Raw genomic sequence first — 14,411 nt, forward strand, 5'->3', positions numbered from 1 at the left:
CGCTCGGTGCGGTCGCTAAGCTCGCCGTCATGGCGCTGCTGTTCCTGATGATCGCGATCGCCTCCGAGGTCACCGCCACGGTGTCGCTGAAGATCTCCGCGGGCTTCACCAAACTCGTGCCGTCGGTGCTCGTGGTCGTCGGTTACCTCGTCGCGTTCGGGGCGCTGTCGCAAGCCCTGAAACGCGGCATGGCGGTGGGCGTCGCGTACGGCATCTGGTCCGCCATCGGTGTCGCCGCCGTGGCCACCATCGGCGCCCTGTGGCTCGGCGAGCGCCTCACCCTGATCCAGGCCGGCGGCATCGCGCTGATCATCCTCGGGGTGCTCGCGCTCGAACTCGGCAGCGCCGCTTAGCCTTTGCGTATCCGGGCGCTCTGCTCGAGCAGGAAACCGCGTTCGGCCCGATTGCGGGCGAGTACGGCGGCGGCATCGTAGGCCTGTGCCGCCGCCGCGGTCCGCCCGAGCCGGCGCAGCAGATCGGCGCGCACCGCGTGGAACAGGTGGTGCGCGCCGAGGTCGAGTCCCTCGACGACCGCGAGCGCTTCACCGGGACCCCGGACCTCCGCCAACGCCACCGCCCGATTGAGCGCCACGATCGGACCGGGATCGAACACCGTGAGCTGATCGTAGAGCGCGAGGATCTGCGCCCAGTCGGTGTCGGCCGCGTCGGCGGCCACCGCGTGCACGGCATTGATCGCGGCCTGAATCTGCAACGGCCCGGGGCGATTACCGCGCAGACAGGCCCGGACCAGCGCCAGCCCCTCCTCGATCGAGTCCCGATCCCAGCGTCCCCGATCCTGGCGCGCCAGCGGGACGAGCGCGCCGTCGGGCGTGGTACGCGCCGCCCGCCGCGAATCGGTCAGCACCATCAGTGCCAGGAGCCCCTGCACTTCGGGTTCGCCGGGCAGCAATTCGGTGAGGGCCCGGCCCAGGCGAATCGCCTCCGCGCACAGGTCGGCCCGGGCCAATCGGTCGCCGGCGGTGGCCGTGTGTCCCTCGGTGAAGATGAGGTAGACGACCGTCGAGACGGCAGCCAGCCGGGCGGGCAGCTCGGGCCCCGACGGCACCCGGTACGGGATCGCGGCGTCCCGGATCTTGCCCTTGGCGCGCGTGATCCGCTGGGCCAGAGTCGATTCGGGAACCAGGAAGGCGTGCGCGATCTCCGTGGTGGTGAGCCCGCCCACCAACCGCAGGGTCAGCGCGACCTGTGCGGTCCGGGCCAGCGCCGGATGGCAGCAGGTGAAGATCAGGCGCAACCGGTCGTCGGGCAGGTCGTCGTGGTCGTCCGGCTCGTCCGGCGCGCGCAGCAGCACGGACTGGGCGTATTTGTCCCGGCGCACGGCTTCGCGCCGTACCCGGTCCACCGCCCGCCGGCGGGCCGTGGTGATGATCCACCCGGCGGGGCTGGGTGGCGTTCCGTCTTCCGGCCAGCGGCGCAGCGCGATGGTGAACGCGTCCTGGACCGCGTCCTCGGCGAGATCGACATCGCCGAAGACGCGGATCAGGCTCGCGACCGCGCGCCCGTACTGCTCGGCGAACACCGCCGCGATCGCGGCGTCGCCGGCGTTCATGCGCGCGCCACGGTCAGCGGTCCTGGAGGGGCCGCACTTCGACCGGCAGGGTGACCACCTGCGCCAGCCGGCGCCCCCACTCCAGTGCCGCGTCCAGGTCCGGGGCCCGGATCACCGTGAATCCGCCGATGTGTTCCTTGCTTTCGACGTACGGCCCGTCGGTCAGCAGCACCTCGGTGCCGCCGGCCCGCACGACCGTGGCGGTGCTCGGCGGACACAGCCCGGCCGCGAACACCCACACCTCGGCGGCCCGCATCTCGTCGTTGAGCACCGCCAGCTCGCGCATGATCTCGTCCAGATCGTCGGGCGGATCGCCGTCGGGCTGGTAGATGCTCAGCAGGTACTGCTTCATCGTCACTCCTGTTCCGCGGGCCGATAGGTGGCCATGACGACGCCGGTCGTCGTGGTGACGCTGTCGGTCAGTCGCAGCGCACTCGTCTCGACTGCGTCGAACAGCCGCTGCCCGCTCCCCAGCACCAGCGGATGGATCTGCAACAGGTACTCGTCGATCATGCCCGCACCCATCAGCGCCCGCAGCAGTTGCCCGCTGCCGAGTACGACCAGTTCCAGTTCCGGCTGTTCGGCCCGCAGCCGGCCGACCGACGCGACGGCGTCCCCGGCGAGCAGAATCGAGTTCTGCCACGGCAACGGCCCGGACTGCGTCCGGGTGCAGACGTACTTGTCGGTCCGGTCGAGCACCTCGGTGAACGGATTGTCCGTGCGATGCGGCCAGACCCCGTAGAAGTCCTCGTAGGTGCGCCGCCCGAACAGCAACCCGCCCCCGAACGCCGCCATGTGTTCCCCGATGACCCGCCCCTGCTCCGGATCGGCATAGCCCTGCGCCCATCCGCCGTGCGTGAACCCGCCCCGGGTGTCCTCGTCCGCCCGCCCCGGCCCCTGCATGACACCGTCCAGGCTGACACTGACGACTGCCGCGATCCTGCCCATGAATCCTCCTTCGACCGGCCCGGTCCGGTACCGGGCTCACCGGCTATACGAACGAGGACACCCGGATACGACATCGAGCCGGCGGCGAATTCGGACCGTGCTGTTGCCCACAATGAACCGGATCTCTATATGAATATTGAATAATGATTCAATATATTGATTGACCGATATTGAATGTGGGTCGTATGCTGGGCGCTCCGATGCGATCGAGCTGGTTGGAGGTGCGATGAGGGCCCGGGAACGCCAGGAACGGCACCGATTCGGGCGGGGGACAGACATGAGTGGCGGATCGCTGCGGATGGGCGATCGCGCTATCATTGCTGTCAATGACAGCAGGAGGTGCGCGGTGGCAACGCTGACGATTCGTGGGCTCGACGACGATCTGCATGCGCGGCTGCGGGTGCAGGCGGCGCGGCACGGGCGATCCATGGAGGCGGAAGTGCGTGCCATCCTCGCCGACCAGCTGGCCGGTCCGGCGGATATGGACAACGGGTTGGGGAGTCGGATCCGTGCCCGATTCGCCGCCGTCGGCGAAGACCTCGACCTGCCGGCGCGGGTCGAGGCTCCGCGCGCGGCCGAGTTCGAATGATCATCCTGGACACGAACGTCCTGTCGGAACTGGTGAAGCGGGAGCCAGCGGAATCGGTTGTCCGGTGGCTGGATTCGATGCCCGCCCGTGAGATCTGCACGACATCGATCACCGCGGCCGAGTTGTGGTTCGGTGTGCGACGGCTTCCGTCCGGGCGGCGGAAGGTGTTACTGGCCGCGGGAATCGATGACATGCTGTACCGGGACCTGCAGGGGCGCATCGAACCCTTCGACACGGTTGCCGCCGGCCACTATGCGGACATCGTGTGCGACGCGATGCGATCGGGCCGGACGGTCAGCGCCGCCGACGCCGAGATCGCGGCAATCTGCATCGCGCGCCGTGCCGAGCTCGCCACCCGGAACGTGAAGGACTTCGCCGACACCGGGGTCGAGATCATCAATCCTTGGGACTTCCAGGCCGATTGAGACGGTTCGCTCCGGATGTGTGACGCGCCCCGACGCCGCCTGGGTACGACCGTCTAGCGGCGCGTGGGCCGCACGAAGTCCGCGAGGGCGGCGCGCAGGGCTTCCAGCCGGTGCCCGGCGTCGGCCTCCAGGAGCGCGGCCTCGCGCACCAGGCGGATCCACAGCTGCGCGCTGGCGCGGGGGGTGGCCGAGCCGAGCGCGGTGAAGTCGGGAATCAGGTGCTCGGCGGTGGCGTCGGTGCGGTGCTGGGCGGCCTGGGCGACGCCCGGTTCGGTGCGGGCGTCGATCAGCAGGGTGCGGACGCTGGCGTCGCGTAGACAGCGGTCGAGGTACAGCTCGGTGGCCTTGTGCAGGCGTTCGGGCCCGGGCGGGCAGTCGCGGGCCAAAGTGGCGATCTCGCGTTCGAGGCGGTCGTGAAAGGTCTCGTGCAGGGCGACCAGATAGTCGGCGCGGGTCGGGAAGTGGTGGAAGAAGGTGCCTTTCGATACGCCCGCGGCGGCCACGACCACGTTGGCGCTGATCCGGGGGAGGGGAATCCGCTCGGCCAGGGTGAGTCCTGCCTCGAGCAACGCATCGCGGGTCCGTGCCGCGGCCGCGGCGCGTTGCGTCACCGGCGCCGGATCCGGCATGTTCGGCCTCCTTCACCTCCGGTCGGGATGCGGCTGTCGTGGGGGCTTGATTCGCTCCCACGAAGCCGTCTCCGTACCTGTACAACTTCCGATTCGGGTGAATGGTAGATGGCTTCGCGCTGCCCGGATGGTGTTGTGCGAAAACGGGATTCACAGATACTTTCGGCCGACCACCCGGTCGGCCGCGGGGCCGTCCCAGCGCTGGGGAGGGCCCTACGATGCGGGCCGACTCCGGCTCGATCAATCCTGAACGCGGACCGCGTATCTCGCGTTCGCCAGCGCCGCCAGCAGCTCGTCGCGATGCGCCGCGCCCCGCGTCTCCAGCGTGATCGACACGTCGGCCTCGTCGACCGCGAGCCGGTCACCGATCCGGGAATGGGTGATCTCCACGACGTCGGCGCCGGTGCGGCCGATGAGCTCCAGCAGCTGGCCGAGACTGCCCGGGCGATCGGCGACCGTGACCCGCAACGTCAGATACCGTCCGGCCGCCGCGAGCCCGTGGCCGATCAGCCGGGTCAGCAACAGCGGATCGATATTGCCACCGGACAGAATCGCGCACACCGGGCCGGTGAGCTCCAATTCTGCTGCGGGACAACTCAACAGTGCCGCCACCGCCGCCGCGCCCGCCGGTTCGACCACCAGCTTCGCGCGTTCCAGCAGCAACACCAGCGCCCGCGACAACGCCTCCTCGTCGACCGTGACGATCCGCGCACCCACGGCCCGCACCTGCGCGAACGGCACCACCCCGGGTCTGCCGATCGCGATCCCGTCGGCCATCGTCGACATCCGCGACAGCGCGACCGGCGCCCCCGCGGCCAGCGAACCGGGCCAGGCGGCGGCCTGCGCGGCCTGCACCCCGACCACCCGGACGCGCGGGGCGAGGGCGGCCAGCGCGGTCGCCACCCCGGCCAGCAGGCCACCGCCCCCGGTCGGCACCAGCACGGTGCCGACGTCCGGAAACTGTTGCACCAGTTCGAGTCCGATCGTGCCCTGGCCCGCCACCACATCCGGATGGTCGAACGGGTGGACGAGCGTGGCGCCGGTCCGTTCCGCGAATTCGGTGGCCGCGACCAGGGCCTCGTCGACGGTGTCCCCGGTCTGCACCACGGTGGCGCCGTAGGCGCGAGTGGCGGTGAGTTTCGGTAGTGACGCCCCTGTCGGCATGAACACGGTGGCGTCGATGCCCAGTTCGCTCGCCGCCCACGCCACCCCTTGGGCATGGTTTCCGGCGCTGGCCGCGACCACCCCACGCGCCCGGTCGGCCGCGGGCAGATTCGCGATCCGAAGATACGCGCCGCGCGGCTTGAACGAGCCGGTGCGCTGCAAGTTCTCGCATTTGAGTCGTACATCGTGCCCGGTCGCCTCGGACAGCACCCGCGACGGCACGATAGGGGTGCGCCGGATCACCGGTGCCAGTATCTGTTCGGCGGCCTCGATCTCCGCCACGCTGATCGCCTGCATGGCCCGATCGTGCCAGAGTGGCGCGTTCACGCCCGGTATCGCGGACGGCGCTGACCGGATACCAGGCGACGGGCTACGGGCGGGAGACCGCGTCCGCGGCGACCGCCAGCACGCCGGCCAGCCACGGCGTGTACTGCGCGCGATCGACGGTGATCGCGTCGGCCAGTTCGGCCGCCCACCGCCAGGTGTAGTCGGCGACCTCGTCGGGATCGGGCCGCGGCACACCCCGGAACCGGCCGACCAGCACGTGGTCCCACTCGTCCTCGACCAGGCCGGTACCGGGGTCCGCGGCCTGATAGCGATAGATGCCGACCTCCCGCAGCTCGGCGGTGACACCGAGCTCCTCGGCCAACCGGGTCGCGGCCGCCTCGGTCACGTCCTGCCCGGGCAGCGGATGACCGCAGCAGGTGTTCGACCACAGCAGCGGGAACCGCGTCTTCACCCCGGCCCGCTGCTGCAGCAGCAGCCGCCCGTCGTCGTCGAACAGCAGCACCGAGAACGCGCGGTGCAGCCGTCCCGGCGCGGTATGCGCCTGCGCGACCGGCAGGGCGCCTACCCGGGCACCCCGCTCGTCGACGAGCTCGACGAGCAGGGCCTCACGGTCGGTCACCGGGGGAACGATCTCAGCGGTCACCGTCCTACCTTATCGGCGGCGATCAGCAGGTACTGGAAGCTGCCGTCGCGGTACGAGGTGAGGAACGGTGTCTCGACGCCGGTCGCCAGCTCGGAGTGGGTCCGCAGATCCCAGTAGGGGATGGTGTCGGGCGTGAGGTCGGTCACCGCGACCGGCACCAGGTTGTTGGCCGCCATGGCCGCGAAGTACTCGCTGCGCCGGTGGATCATGCAGCCGTAGTGGGCATCGATCCAGCTCACCGCCGCCGACTTCCCGCCGGTGACGTCGTTGGCGCAGCCGGTGATGCAGACGTAGCGCCCGCCGGGCCGCAGCAGCCGGGAGAACTCGGCCATCAGTTCCATCAGGTCCACGTACATCGTGGTCTCGTTGGTCCAGATCCCGCGCACGCTGCCGGCTTCGAAACCGGTGTCCAGCATGTTCCTGAAGTGGAACCGCACGCGGTCGGCCACACCCTGCTCGGCGGCGGAGTTGTTGGCGAACTCGACCTGATACTCCGAGATCGAGACGCCGTCGACCCGGCAGCCGAACCGCTGGGCCGCCATGATGCTGGTGCCGCCGCGCCCCGAACCACCGTCGAGCAGCCGGTCGCCGGGCTCGATGTCGCCCAGGTGATCGAGCAGCAGGTCGGCCTGCGCCGTCTCCAGCCGGTGCAGTTCGCGCACCAGCCGGTCCTGCCGGGTGTCCTCCGGGCCCTCCAGCACCGACAGATCCGGCGTGCCGATGCCGTAGTGGTGGTGGTAAATCCCGTCCACCTCACCGAGCTTGGTGTTCACGCGGTCGTCGTTGGGGTTGTTGTTCCAGTAGGCCGCGACGGACCGCTGGTAGTCGGTGCGCAGCGGGTTCGGCTGGATGGTGGTCATGGCGGAGCATCCTCTCGATCGGTGAGCGACACATCACGTGTTCGGGTGCGGGTCAGTCGTCGTGGTAGCGGCGGCTACCGGCATGCCAGGCGCGGTTGCCGCCCAGCCACGCCCACAACCCGGTCAGGAAGCGCAGGAGTTCCGGCGAGGCGCCGGCCGCCAGGGCCGTCGCGTCGCGTTCGAAGCGGTGCATCAGTTCGTCGTGGACCTCGGCGGTGCGGCGGACCGCGTCGGGCCGCGGGATCCCCTCCTCGGCGGCCAGCACCGTCGGCAGGTTGAATTCCCTTCCGCCGGAAAGGTCTTCGCGTGCCATCGAATACAGGTCGTTGACCATCTGGGCGGCCAGCGCGGCGGTGGTGGTGACCCGCCGCACCATGGGATCGGTGTATTCCGCGGCCGGCAGCTCGTAGCCGCCGACCGCGTCGATCGGCGCCATGCACGGCAGGAAGCTGTGCGGCTGGCGGTTGGCCAGGTACTCCCAGACCGGCGGCATCCGGCCGGCTCCACGCCAGCCGGCCTCGGCACCCAGCGCGATGAACCAGCCCGCGATCTCGGTGCGCAGCCGGGCCAGTTGCGCGGGCGTCGCGTACTGCGCCAGGTGCGCGAACGAGGTGCGGAACGCGCGCAGGATCGGATCGGCCTGCAGCGCCCGCTCCAGCTGCACCTGATAGCGGTCCGGCAGGAACACCGGATCCATTGCGGCCATGGCCAATTCGAGGCGGGGGCCGAGTTCGGCCTCCGCTGTGGACATACTGCCGTCGGGCGCGTGCGGGTCGGCGTCCTCCTCGCAGTAGTAGTCGTCCACCGACCATTCCGACACCGCGCATTTCGCCGCGGCCAGCAGCTTGTCGGCGTCGTCGCAGTCGGGATGGGCGAGCATGATCAACCGGCCGAAGTCCGCCTTGCGCAGTTCGTCGAGCCGGCCCTCGTAGAGGCCGATCGACTCCGACCACGCGAGGATGCCCTCGTTCACCGCCTCCGCCAGGACCGGATCGTCGCGCACCGGCGGGGGACAGTACAGCGGCGGAATCCGGCGTGTGTCAGCGGATTCCGCCTCCGGTCGGCCGATCCGGTGCGGCTGGGTACCGAAGGCGGGACCGGGTAGGCCGGAAGGTGCTGCGGCACTGGGTATCCGGGGCGGGCGGGCGGCCGGGACCGGCAGGCCGACCCGCAATGCGGCCGACCCCAGCCCGGTCGGGCCGAGCAGGCCCGCCGGAACCCCGGGCGCCGTCATCAGTGCCAACGGCGACGCGGGGACCGGACCGGCCGAGCCGGTGCCGGGAGCCGCGAACAGTCCCGCCGGCGCGGCGGTTTCGAGATTCGACAGCAGCGCGGTCACCAGCGCACCCACATCGTGGGTGGCCGGTGGCGCCGTCGCGCGCGAGATCACCGACATGGCAACGGCTCCCGTCAGTCGGCGGACCGGGCGACGACCACGTTGTCCAGGATGCCGAGCGCGTCGGGAACCAGGACCGCGGCGGAGTAGTAACAGCTGACCAGGTAGGAGATGATCGACTGGTCGTCGATGCCCTTGAACCGCACGTTCAGGCTGGGCTCGTACTCGTCGGGAATCCCGGTCTGGTGCAAGCCGACCACACCCTGGTCCTTCTCGCCGGTGCGCATGGCCAGGATCGAGGTGGTCTGGGTCTCGCTGATCGGGATCTTGCTGCACGGGAAGATCGGCACACCCCGCCACGACGGCACGCGGTGACCGTCGACCTCGATCGGGTCCGGATAGATCCCGCGCTTGGTGCATTCACGGAACAGCGCGGCGATCGCCATCGGGTGCGCCAGGAACAGTTTCGTGCCGCGCCGCATGGTGAGCAGGTCGTCCATGTCGTCCGGGGTCGGCGGGCCGGACTCGCTGTAGATGCGCTGTTTGAGGTCGCAGTTGTTGAGCAACCCGAAGTCGGGATTGTTGACCAGGTCGTATTCCCGGCGCTCGTAGAGCGCGGCGATGGTCAGCCGGAGCTGCTGTTCGATCTGGTTCATCGGTTCGTTGAACAGGTCGGCGACCCGGGTGTGCACCCGCAGCACGCTCTGCGCGAGGCTGAGCTCGTATTCCCGTGGGGAGGCGTCGAAGTCGACGAAGGTGCCCTCCAGCATCGGCTCCCCGTGGTGGCCGGAGGAGATGAGGATGTTGGCCTCGCCGTGGTTGTTCTGCGGCCGTTTCGGTGCGGCTGCGACTCGGGCCAATTGTGCTTCGAGCGCGGGGATCTCGGCGACGGTCTGGTCGAGCCGGCTGCGGGACAGCGCGAGCACCGTGGTGCGGGTGGCGGTCTTCACCGTCACGGGCCAGATCGCCGCCGGGTCGGTGAGCATATCGTCACCGAAATAGTCTCCGCCGGAAAGCATTCCGAGTTTGGTGGTCTCACCGTATTCGCCGGTGCCGAGTTTGCTCAGCTTTCCGTGCACGATCAACAATACGCGGTCCATCGGATTACCGAATTCGGCCACGACGGTGCCCGGATCGAGGTCGTACTGTTCGAAACGCTGCGCCAGGACCTGCAGCACGTCTTCGTCGTCGAAATCGCGAAGTTGTGGAAGTTCTTGCAATTCAAGGGGAATGACGCGCGCCTGGCCGCCGTCGACGGCGAATTCCACCTCGCCGTTGCCGACGGTGTGGGTCAGGCGCCGGTTGACCCGATAGATACCGCCCTCGACCTGCACCCACGGGAGATTCCGGGTCAGCCATCGAGAGGTGATGCCCTGCATCTGCGGTTCGGATTTGGTGGTGTGCGCGAGTTGGTGCGCCGCTGCCGTCGACAGTGATTTGCGAACGTGATTCTCGGACTGAACGGGCATTTCGATGGTCATTTTGCAGTCCTCACCTCGAAATGAACACCGCGAAACGGTGATCGCGGTCTGTACTTCGGAGAAGGCGCAGACGGAGAATTCCGCCGGCCGATAGCTGGTCGATGAATTGACAAGCACGACAGTGTGTTCCAGCGCCATCGATCTTAGCTGGAATATTTCCGGTCGGGAACCCGATGTCCGATATGAGGTGAAATTCGTTGAGCCGACAACGAATCGGCAACGATGGTGCGCCCGCCCCCATCCGGTCGGTTTCGGTGCGAATCGCGGACGGGCCCGAAACAGTCGCTACCCTGGGCACCGCGCCGCCGGATCCACGGTCCGGCCGGCGGTTTCGCATCTGTCGCTTCCGCACACGTCGCTGGGGGTTGTCGCGCATGTTCGACTGGATCTACGGTCTGCCCACCTGGCTGGGCTTCGTCCTCGTCACCGGCGTCGGAGTCGGCCTGTCCTGCGGCGGCATCCTCGCCACCCGCGGGCTCGTGCACCGGGTCTTCGGGCCCGAACCGGGCCGCAACGAGCAGGTCACGATGGTGCTCACGGTCGGCGGCGTCTTCTACGGGCTGCTGCTCGGACTGGTCGCCGCCGCCACCTACCAGGCCTTCGACGCCGCCCAGGGCCAGGTCTCCGACGAGGCCGCCGCGATCGGCACTCTCTACCGCGAGGTCTCGGCCTATCCCGAACCCGAGCGCGGCGTTCTGCGCCAGGACCTCACCGACTACACCGGCAACCTGCTCACCGTCGCCTTCCCCGACCTGCGGGACGGCATCGACCCGCCCGGCGGCACCGCCATCGTCGGCCGCTTCCAGGGGCATCTGCTGGCGTTCCAACCGCAGACCAAGTCCCAGGAGATCGTGCACGCCGCCGCCATCGACCAGTTCGCCAAGTTCGACGAGCTGCGCCGGCACCGCATCGACGCCGGCTCCGGCGGCATTCCCGACGTGCTGTGGTGGGTCATCCTGCTGGGCGCCGGGGTCAACCTGGCACTGCTGTGCATGTTCAGCGTGTCCGAACCGGCCGCGCACCTGATCCTGGGCGGGCTGTTCGCGTTCTTCCTCGGCACCATGATCTTCCTCATCGCCGAGATGGACTTCCCGTTCCGCGGGGACCTGCGGGTCGACCCGGGCCCGGTGCAGTCGATGTACGTAAACGTCATGGGCGGCACCTGATTCGGACCACTCGCCGTCGGCAATGTGCCGGTGGCGTGCGCGGATGGGACTGATCACAGCGCACGCGCAGTACGCTCGACGTATGGCAAGCTCATCGGGACCGCCGGCGGGTGGTGGAGGCCGGGGGGTTCGATTCGGCGCGGGCAGCGTGTGAGGGTTGGGAGCAACCGTGAAGGGCACGAGAGGGGTGAGCGGGTCGCTGCAGCGGCTCGTCGCGACGGCACAGAACGGGCTCGAGGTGATCAGGTTCGGTGGCCTGGTCCACGAGGTGGAGTCCATGCCGTACGAGGTCGCCGAGCGGAAGCGGATGTACCGGCTGCGGCACTACTTCCCCGACGACAAGACGCCGGGACGGCCGGTGGCGCTGCTGGTCCCGCCGCTGATGGTGAACGCCGACATCTACGACGTGAACGCCGAGGGCGGTGCCGTCGGCATCCTGCATCGGGACGGAATCGATTGCTGGGTAGTCGATTTCGGCTCACCGGACGCCGAGGAGGGTGGCTGGCAGCGCAACCTGTCCGACCACGTCCTGGCCATCGACTCGGCCATCGACACCGTCGTGGAGATGACCGGCCGCAACGTGCACCTGATGGGCTACTCGCAGGGCGGCATGTTCGCCTACCAGACCACCGCCTACCGCTACGGCAAGGGCGTCGCGAGCATCACCACCTTCGGCAGCCCCGTCGACCTGGTCGCCGGCCTGCCGCTGGGCCTGCCGGGCGGCGGCATCACCGGGCAGGCCGCCGACTTCCTCGCCGACCACGTCATGCCGCGGCTGCCGATCTCCAGCTCGATGGTCCGGCTCGGGTTCCAGCTGCTCGACCCGGTCAAGACCGCCAAGGCGCGGCTCGACTTCGTCCGCCAGCTACACGACCGCGAGGCGCTGCTGCCCAAGGAACGGCAGCGCCGCTTCCTGCAGAGCGACGGCTGGGTCGGCTACTCCGGGCCCGCGGTCGCCGAACTGCTCAAACAGTTCGTGGCGCACAACCGGATGATGTCCGGCGGCTTCGTGATCCGCGACCAGCCGGTCTCGCTGGCCGAGATCCGCTGCCCGATCCTGGCCTTCGTCGGAGAACTCGACGACATCGGCCAGCCCGCCGCGGTGCGCGGCATCGTGCGCGCCGCACCCAACGCCGAGGTACACGAGGCGTCGCTGATGGCCGGCCACTTCGGCCTGGTCGCCGGCAGCACCGCTACCCGCCTGACCTGGCCGCTGGTCCGGGACTGGGTGCGCTGGATCGAGGACGGGCAGCCGCTGCCCGAACAGATCGTGCCCATGCAGGAACATGTCGCGTCCGATCGGCAGCTGCCGCTGGCGATCCGCGCGGTGCACACCGGTGCCGCGGTCGCCGAGGCCGGGGTCGGGCTCGGGGCATCGCTGGCGGGCATGGCCGGCAGCACCGTGCGCGGCACGCTCGAACTCGCCGGTGAGGCGGGCCGGGTGCTGCCCCGCATGACCCGGCTCGGCATGATCGCCCCGCACACCCGGATCTCGTTGAGCCGCTTGATGGCCGAGCACGGTCGCCGTTCGCCGCTGGGCGAGTGCATCCTGTTCGACGACCGCGTGCACACCAACGCGGCGGTGAACACCCGCATCGACAATGTGGTGCGCGGGCTGATCTCGGTCGGGGTGCGCCCGGCCGCCCGCATCGGGGTCCTGATGGAGACCCGGCCCAGTGCGCTGGTGACCGTGGCCGCGCTGTCGCGGATCGGCGCGGTCGCGGTCCTGCTGCCGCCGAGCAGCGAGCTCAGCGAGGCGGCCCGGCTGACCGGGATCAAGACCATCGTCGCCGACCCGGAGAACATGCCCGCCGCCGCGCAGACCGGCGCCCGGGTGCTGGTGCTCGGCGGTGGTGACTCGCGCGGCCTCGACCTGCCGCTCGACGGCGACGTGATCGACCTCGAGCAGATCGACCCGGACGCGGTCCGGCTGCCCGGCTGGTACCGGCCCGACCCGGGATTGGCCCGTGAGCTCGCGTTCGTGCTGGTCACCGGCACCGGCGACAAGCTCGACGTCAAATACATCACCAATCACCGTTGGGCGCTGTCGGCGTTCGGTACCGCGACCGCGGCCGACCTCGACCACCAGGACACCGTCTATTGCCTTGCGCCGCTGCATCATTCGTCGGGCCTGCTGGTCAGTCTCGGTGGCGCGGTGGCGGGCGGCAGCCGGATCGCGCTGGCCCGCTCGCTGGATCCGGCCGAGTTCGCCGAGGAGGTGTACCGCTACGGCGTCACCGTCGTCACCTACACCTGGACGATGATGCGCGACATCCTCGACGCCGACGTGTTCCCGGCCGGGCGGCCGCACCCGATCCGGTTGTTCATCGGCTCGGGCATGCCCGCCGGGTTGTGGCGGCGCACGCTCGAGCAGTTCGCGCCCGCGCGGGTACTGGAGTTCTACGCCTCGATCGAGGGTGACGTGGTGCTGGCCAACGTCGCCGGCATGAAGATCGGCTGCAAGGGCCGTCCGGTCCCCGGCACCGCCAAGGTCGAATTGGTCTCCTACGACCCGGAGACCGACGAGATCCGCACCGACGCACGCGGATTCGCGCGCCGCACGGCGGACAACGAGGTCGGTCTGCTGATCGGCCGGGCGGCGGAGAACGTCGACCTCTCGGCCGGCGGCCTGCGCGGCGTGTTCGCGCCCGGTGACGCCTGGCTGCCGACGGAGAACCTGTTCCGCCGCGACGCCGACGGCGACCTGTGGCTGATGGACCGCCGCGACACCGTGGTGCACACCGCCCGCGGCCCGGTCTACACCCAGCCGATCGTCGACGCCCTCAACGAGGTGACCGCGGTCGACATGGAGGTGGCGTTCGGCATGCAGGTCGGCGACCGGGTGCTCGCGGTCGGCGTCGTCTCCGTGCGCGACGGCTACCAGCTGACCCCGCAGGACGTGACCGAAGGCCTGCGCGGCCTGGAACCCGGACAGCGCCCGGACCTGGTCTACGTGGTCCCGGAGATCCCGCGTAGCTCCACCTACCGCCCGTCGGTGCGCGCGGTCCAAGCGGAGATCGTGCCGGAACCCGCGGACAACGTGTGGCGCTACAACCGGGTGAGCGGCGCCTACGAACCGCTCACGCCCGAGTCCGCGCTGATCCTGTTCTCCTGAACGGATATCGGGCCAGAGTTCGTGCGTCGGTCCGAGATCCCGACCGGGCCGCCCACGATGCGGGCGGCCCGGCCCACCCCCCTGCAGGGTGCGGTCTGCGTGGTGGGTGCTTCGGGCGGAGTGCGCTGAACACCTCGGGCGGCTCCGGATGTGTTCGTGCCGCAGCTGCTCCGGGCGGCGGGCGTCGGACCCGGTTG

General features: G+C 69.6%; 14 protein-coding genes. 5 read left to right on the top strand and 9 right to left on the bottom strand.

Annotated features, from left to right (window positions below):
* Nucleotides 1-29: 29 nt before the first annotated feature.
* Nucleotides 30-353, top strand: coding sequence for a DMT family transporter (locus tag EBN03_RS24380; protein WP_122190446.1), 324 nt, complete (start codon nucleotides 30-32; stop codon nucleotides 351-353).
* Here the strand turns inward: EBN03_RS24380 and EBN03_RS24385 are convergent.
* From EBN03_RS24385 to EBN03_RS24395, 3 genes are read right to left on the bottom strand one after another with little or no spacing between them, the layout of a single operon-like run.
* Nucleotides 350-1,570 (bottom strand): RNA polymerase sigma factor, encoded by a 1,221-nt coding sequence (locus tag EBN03_RS24385; RefSeq protein WP_122190447.1) that lies wholly within the window; start codon nucleotides 1,568-1,570, stop codon nucleotides 350-352. The two genes, EBN03_RS24380 and EBN03_RS24385, sit on opposite strands and share 4 nt — an antisense overlap.
* A gap of 13 nt (nucleotides 1,571-1,583) precedes the next feature.
* Entirely contained in the window at nucleotides 1,584-1,922 is a 339-nt protein-coding gene (locus EBN03_RS24390) for a YciI family protein (protein WP_122190448.1), read from the bottom strand.
* Nucleotides 1,923-1,924: 2 nt separating this feature from the next.
* Complete coding sequence (locus tag EBN03_RS24395; RefSeq protein ID WP_122190449.1) at nucleotides 1,925-2,518, bottom strand: dihydrofolate reductase family protein; 594 nt, start codon at nucleotides 2,516-2,518, stop codon at nucleotides 1,925-1,927.
* A gap of 346 nt (nucleotides 2,519-2,864) precedes the next feature.
* On the opposite strand from EBN03_RS24395, the gene EBN03_RS24400 reads away from it, so the two are divergent.
* Together EBN03_RS24400 and EBN03_RS24405 are read left to right on the top strand one after the other, a co-directional pair.
* Nucleotides 2,865-3,107 carry a FitA-like ribbon-helix-helix domain-containing protein gene (locus EBN03_RS24400; protein WP_122190450.1) on the top strand — a complete coding sequence of 81 codons (243 nt, stop codon included), beginning with the start codon at nucleotides 2,865-2,867 and terminating at the stop codon, nucleotides 3,105-3,107.
* On the top strand, nucleotides 3,104-3,532 hold the full coding sequence (locus tag EBN03_RS24405) for a type II toxin-antitoxin system VapC family toxin (RefSeq protein WP_122190451.1): 429 nt from the start codon (nucleotides 3,104-3,106) through the stop codon (nucleotides 3,530-3,532). The genes EBN03_RS24400 and EBN03_RS24405 overlap by 4 nt, the downstream gene beginning before the upstream one ends.
* Nucleotides 3,533-3,585: 53 nt before the next feature.
* Here EBN03_RS24405 and EBN03_RS24410 read toward each other — a convergent pair whose 3' ends face one another.
* From EBN03_RS24410 to EBN03_RS24435, 6 genes are all read right to left on the bottom strand, one after another.
* Nucleotides 3,586-4,161 (bottom strand): TetR family transcriptional regulator, encoded by a 576-nt coding sequence (locus EBN03_RS24410; RefSeq protein WP_122190452.1) that lies wholly within the window; start codon nucleotides 4,159-4,161, stop codon nucleotides 3,586-3,588.
* 240 nt (nucleotides 4,162-4,401) lie between these two features.
* Complete coding sequence (gene ilvA, locus EBN03_RS24415; protein ID WP_122190489.1) at nucleotides 4,402-5,622, bottom strand: threonine ammonia-lyase; 1,221 nt, start codon at nucleotides 5,620-5,622, stop codon at nucleotides 4,402-4,404.
* 73 nt (nucleotides 5,623-5,695) lie between these two features.
* The gene (idi, locus tag EBN03_RS24420) at nucleotides 5,696-6,256 is read right to left on the bottom strand and encodes an isopentenyl-diphosphate Delta-isomerase (protein ID WP_233608596.1); all 561 of its coding nucleotides are present in this window, start codon (nucleotides 6,254-6,256) and stop codon (nucleotides 5,696-5,698) included.
* Nucleotides 6,253-7,116, bottom strand: coding sequence for a geranyl diphosphate 2-C-methyltransferase (locus tag EBN03_RS24425; RefSeq protein WP_122190453.1), 864 nt, complete (start codon nucleotides 7,114-7,116; stop codon nucleotides 6,253-6,255). Before EBN03_RS24425 ends, idi begins: the two co-directional genes overlap by 4 nt.
* A 52-nt stretch (nucleotides 7,117-7,168) precedes the next feature.
* Nucleotides 7,169-8,512, bottom strand: a complete 1,344-nt coding sequence (locus tag EBN03_RS24430; protein ID WP_122190454.1) for a family 2 encapsulin nanocompartment cargo protein terpene cyclase — start codon at nucleotides 8,510-8,512, stop codon at nucleotides 7,169-7,171.
* A 14-nt stretch (nucleotides 8,513-8,526) separates the two neighbouring features.
* The gene (locus EBN03_RS24435) at nucleotides 8,527-9,933 is read right to left on the bottom strand and encodes a family 2B encapsulin nanocompartment shell protein (RefSeq protein ID WP_122190491.1); all 1,407 of its coding nucleotides are present in this window, start codon (nucleotides 9,931-9,933) and stop codon (nucleotides 8,527-8,529) included.
* Nucleotides 9,934-10,307: 374 nt separating this feature from the next.
* Here EBN03_RS24435 and EBN03_RS24440 point away from each other — a divergent pair, with 374 nt between their 5' ends.
* Both EBN03_RS24440 and EBN03_RS24445 read left to right on the top strand, forming a co-directional pair.
* The gene (locus tag EBN03_RS24440; RefSeq protein ID WP_122190455.1) at nucleotides 10,308-11,099 is read left to right on the top strand and encodes a bestrophin-like domain; all 792 of its coding nucleotides are present in this window, start codon (nucleotides 10,308-10,310) and stop codon (nucleotides 11,097-11,099) included.
* A 169-nt stretch (nucleotides 11,100-11,268) separates the two neighbouring features.
* Nucleotides 11,269-14,214, top strand: a complete 2,946-nt coding sequence (locus EBN03_RS24445; RefSeq protein ID WP_233608597.1) for an AMP-binding protein — start codon at nucleotides 11,269-11,271, stop codon at nucleotides 14,212-14,214.
* Nucleotides 14,215-14,411 lie beyond the last annotated feature (197 nt).

This window comes from Nocardia stercoris, assembly GCF_003696265.1.
GTDB classification, from domain to species: Bacteria; Actinomycetota; Actinomycetes; order Mycobacteriales; family Mycobacteriaceae; genus Nocardia; species Nocardia stercoris.

Bases quoted from the DNA above. Each gene is read 5' to 3' on its own strand.
- ilvA (WP_122190489.1), bottom strand. From the start codon at position 5,622: ATGCAGGCGATCAGCGTGGCGGAGATCGAGGCCGCCGAACAGATACTG.
- EBN03_RS24395 (WP_122190449.1), bottom strand. From the start codon at position 2,518: ATGGGCAGGATCGCGGCAGTCGTCAGTGTCAGCCTGGACGGTGTCATG.
- EBN03_RS24385 (WP_122190447.1), bottom strand. From the start codon at position 1,570: ATGAACGCCGGCGACGCCGCGATCGCGGCGGTGTTCGCCGAGCAGTAC.
- EBN03_RS24435 (WP_122190491.1), bottom strand. From the start codon at position 9,933: ATGACCATCGAAATGCCCGTTCAGTCCGAGAATCACGTTCGCAAATCA.
- EBN03_RS24380 (WP_122190446.1), top strand. From the start codon at position 30: ATGGCGCTGCTGTTCCTGATGATCGCGATCGCCTCCGAGGTCACCGCC.
- EBN03_RS24430 (WP_122190454.1), bottom strand. From the start codon at position 8,512: ATGTCGGTGATCTCGCGCGCGACGGCGCCACCGGCCACCCACGATGTG.
- EBN03_RS24410 (WP_122190452.1), bottom strand. From the start codon at position 4,161: ATGCCGGATCCGGCGCCGGTGACGCAACGCGCCGCGGCCGCGGCACGG.
- EBN03_RS24425 (WP_122190453.1), bottom strand. From the start codon at position 7,116: ATGACCACCATCCAGCCGAACCCGCTGCGCACCGACTACCAGCGGTCC.
- EBN03_RS24440 (WP_122190455.1), top strand. From the start codon at position 10,308: ATGTTCGACTGGATCTACGGTCTGCCCACCTGGCTGGGCTTCGTCCTC.
- EBN03_RS24405 (WP_122190451.1), top strand. From the start codon at position 3,104: ATGATCATCCTGGACACGAACGTCCTGTCGGAACTGGTGAAGCGGGAG.
- EBN03_RS24390 (WP_122190448.1), bottom strand. From the start codon at position 1,922: ATGAAGCAGTACCTGCTGAGCATCTACCAGCCCGACGGCGATCCGCCC.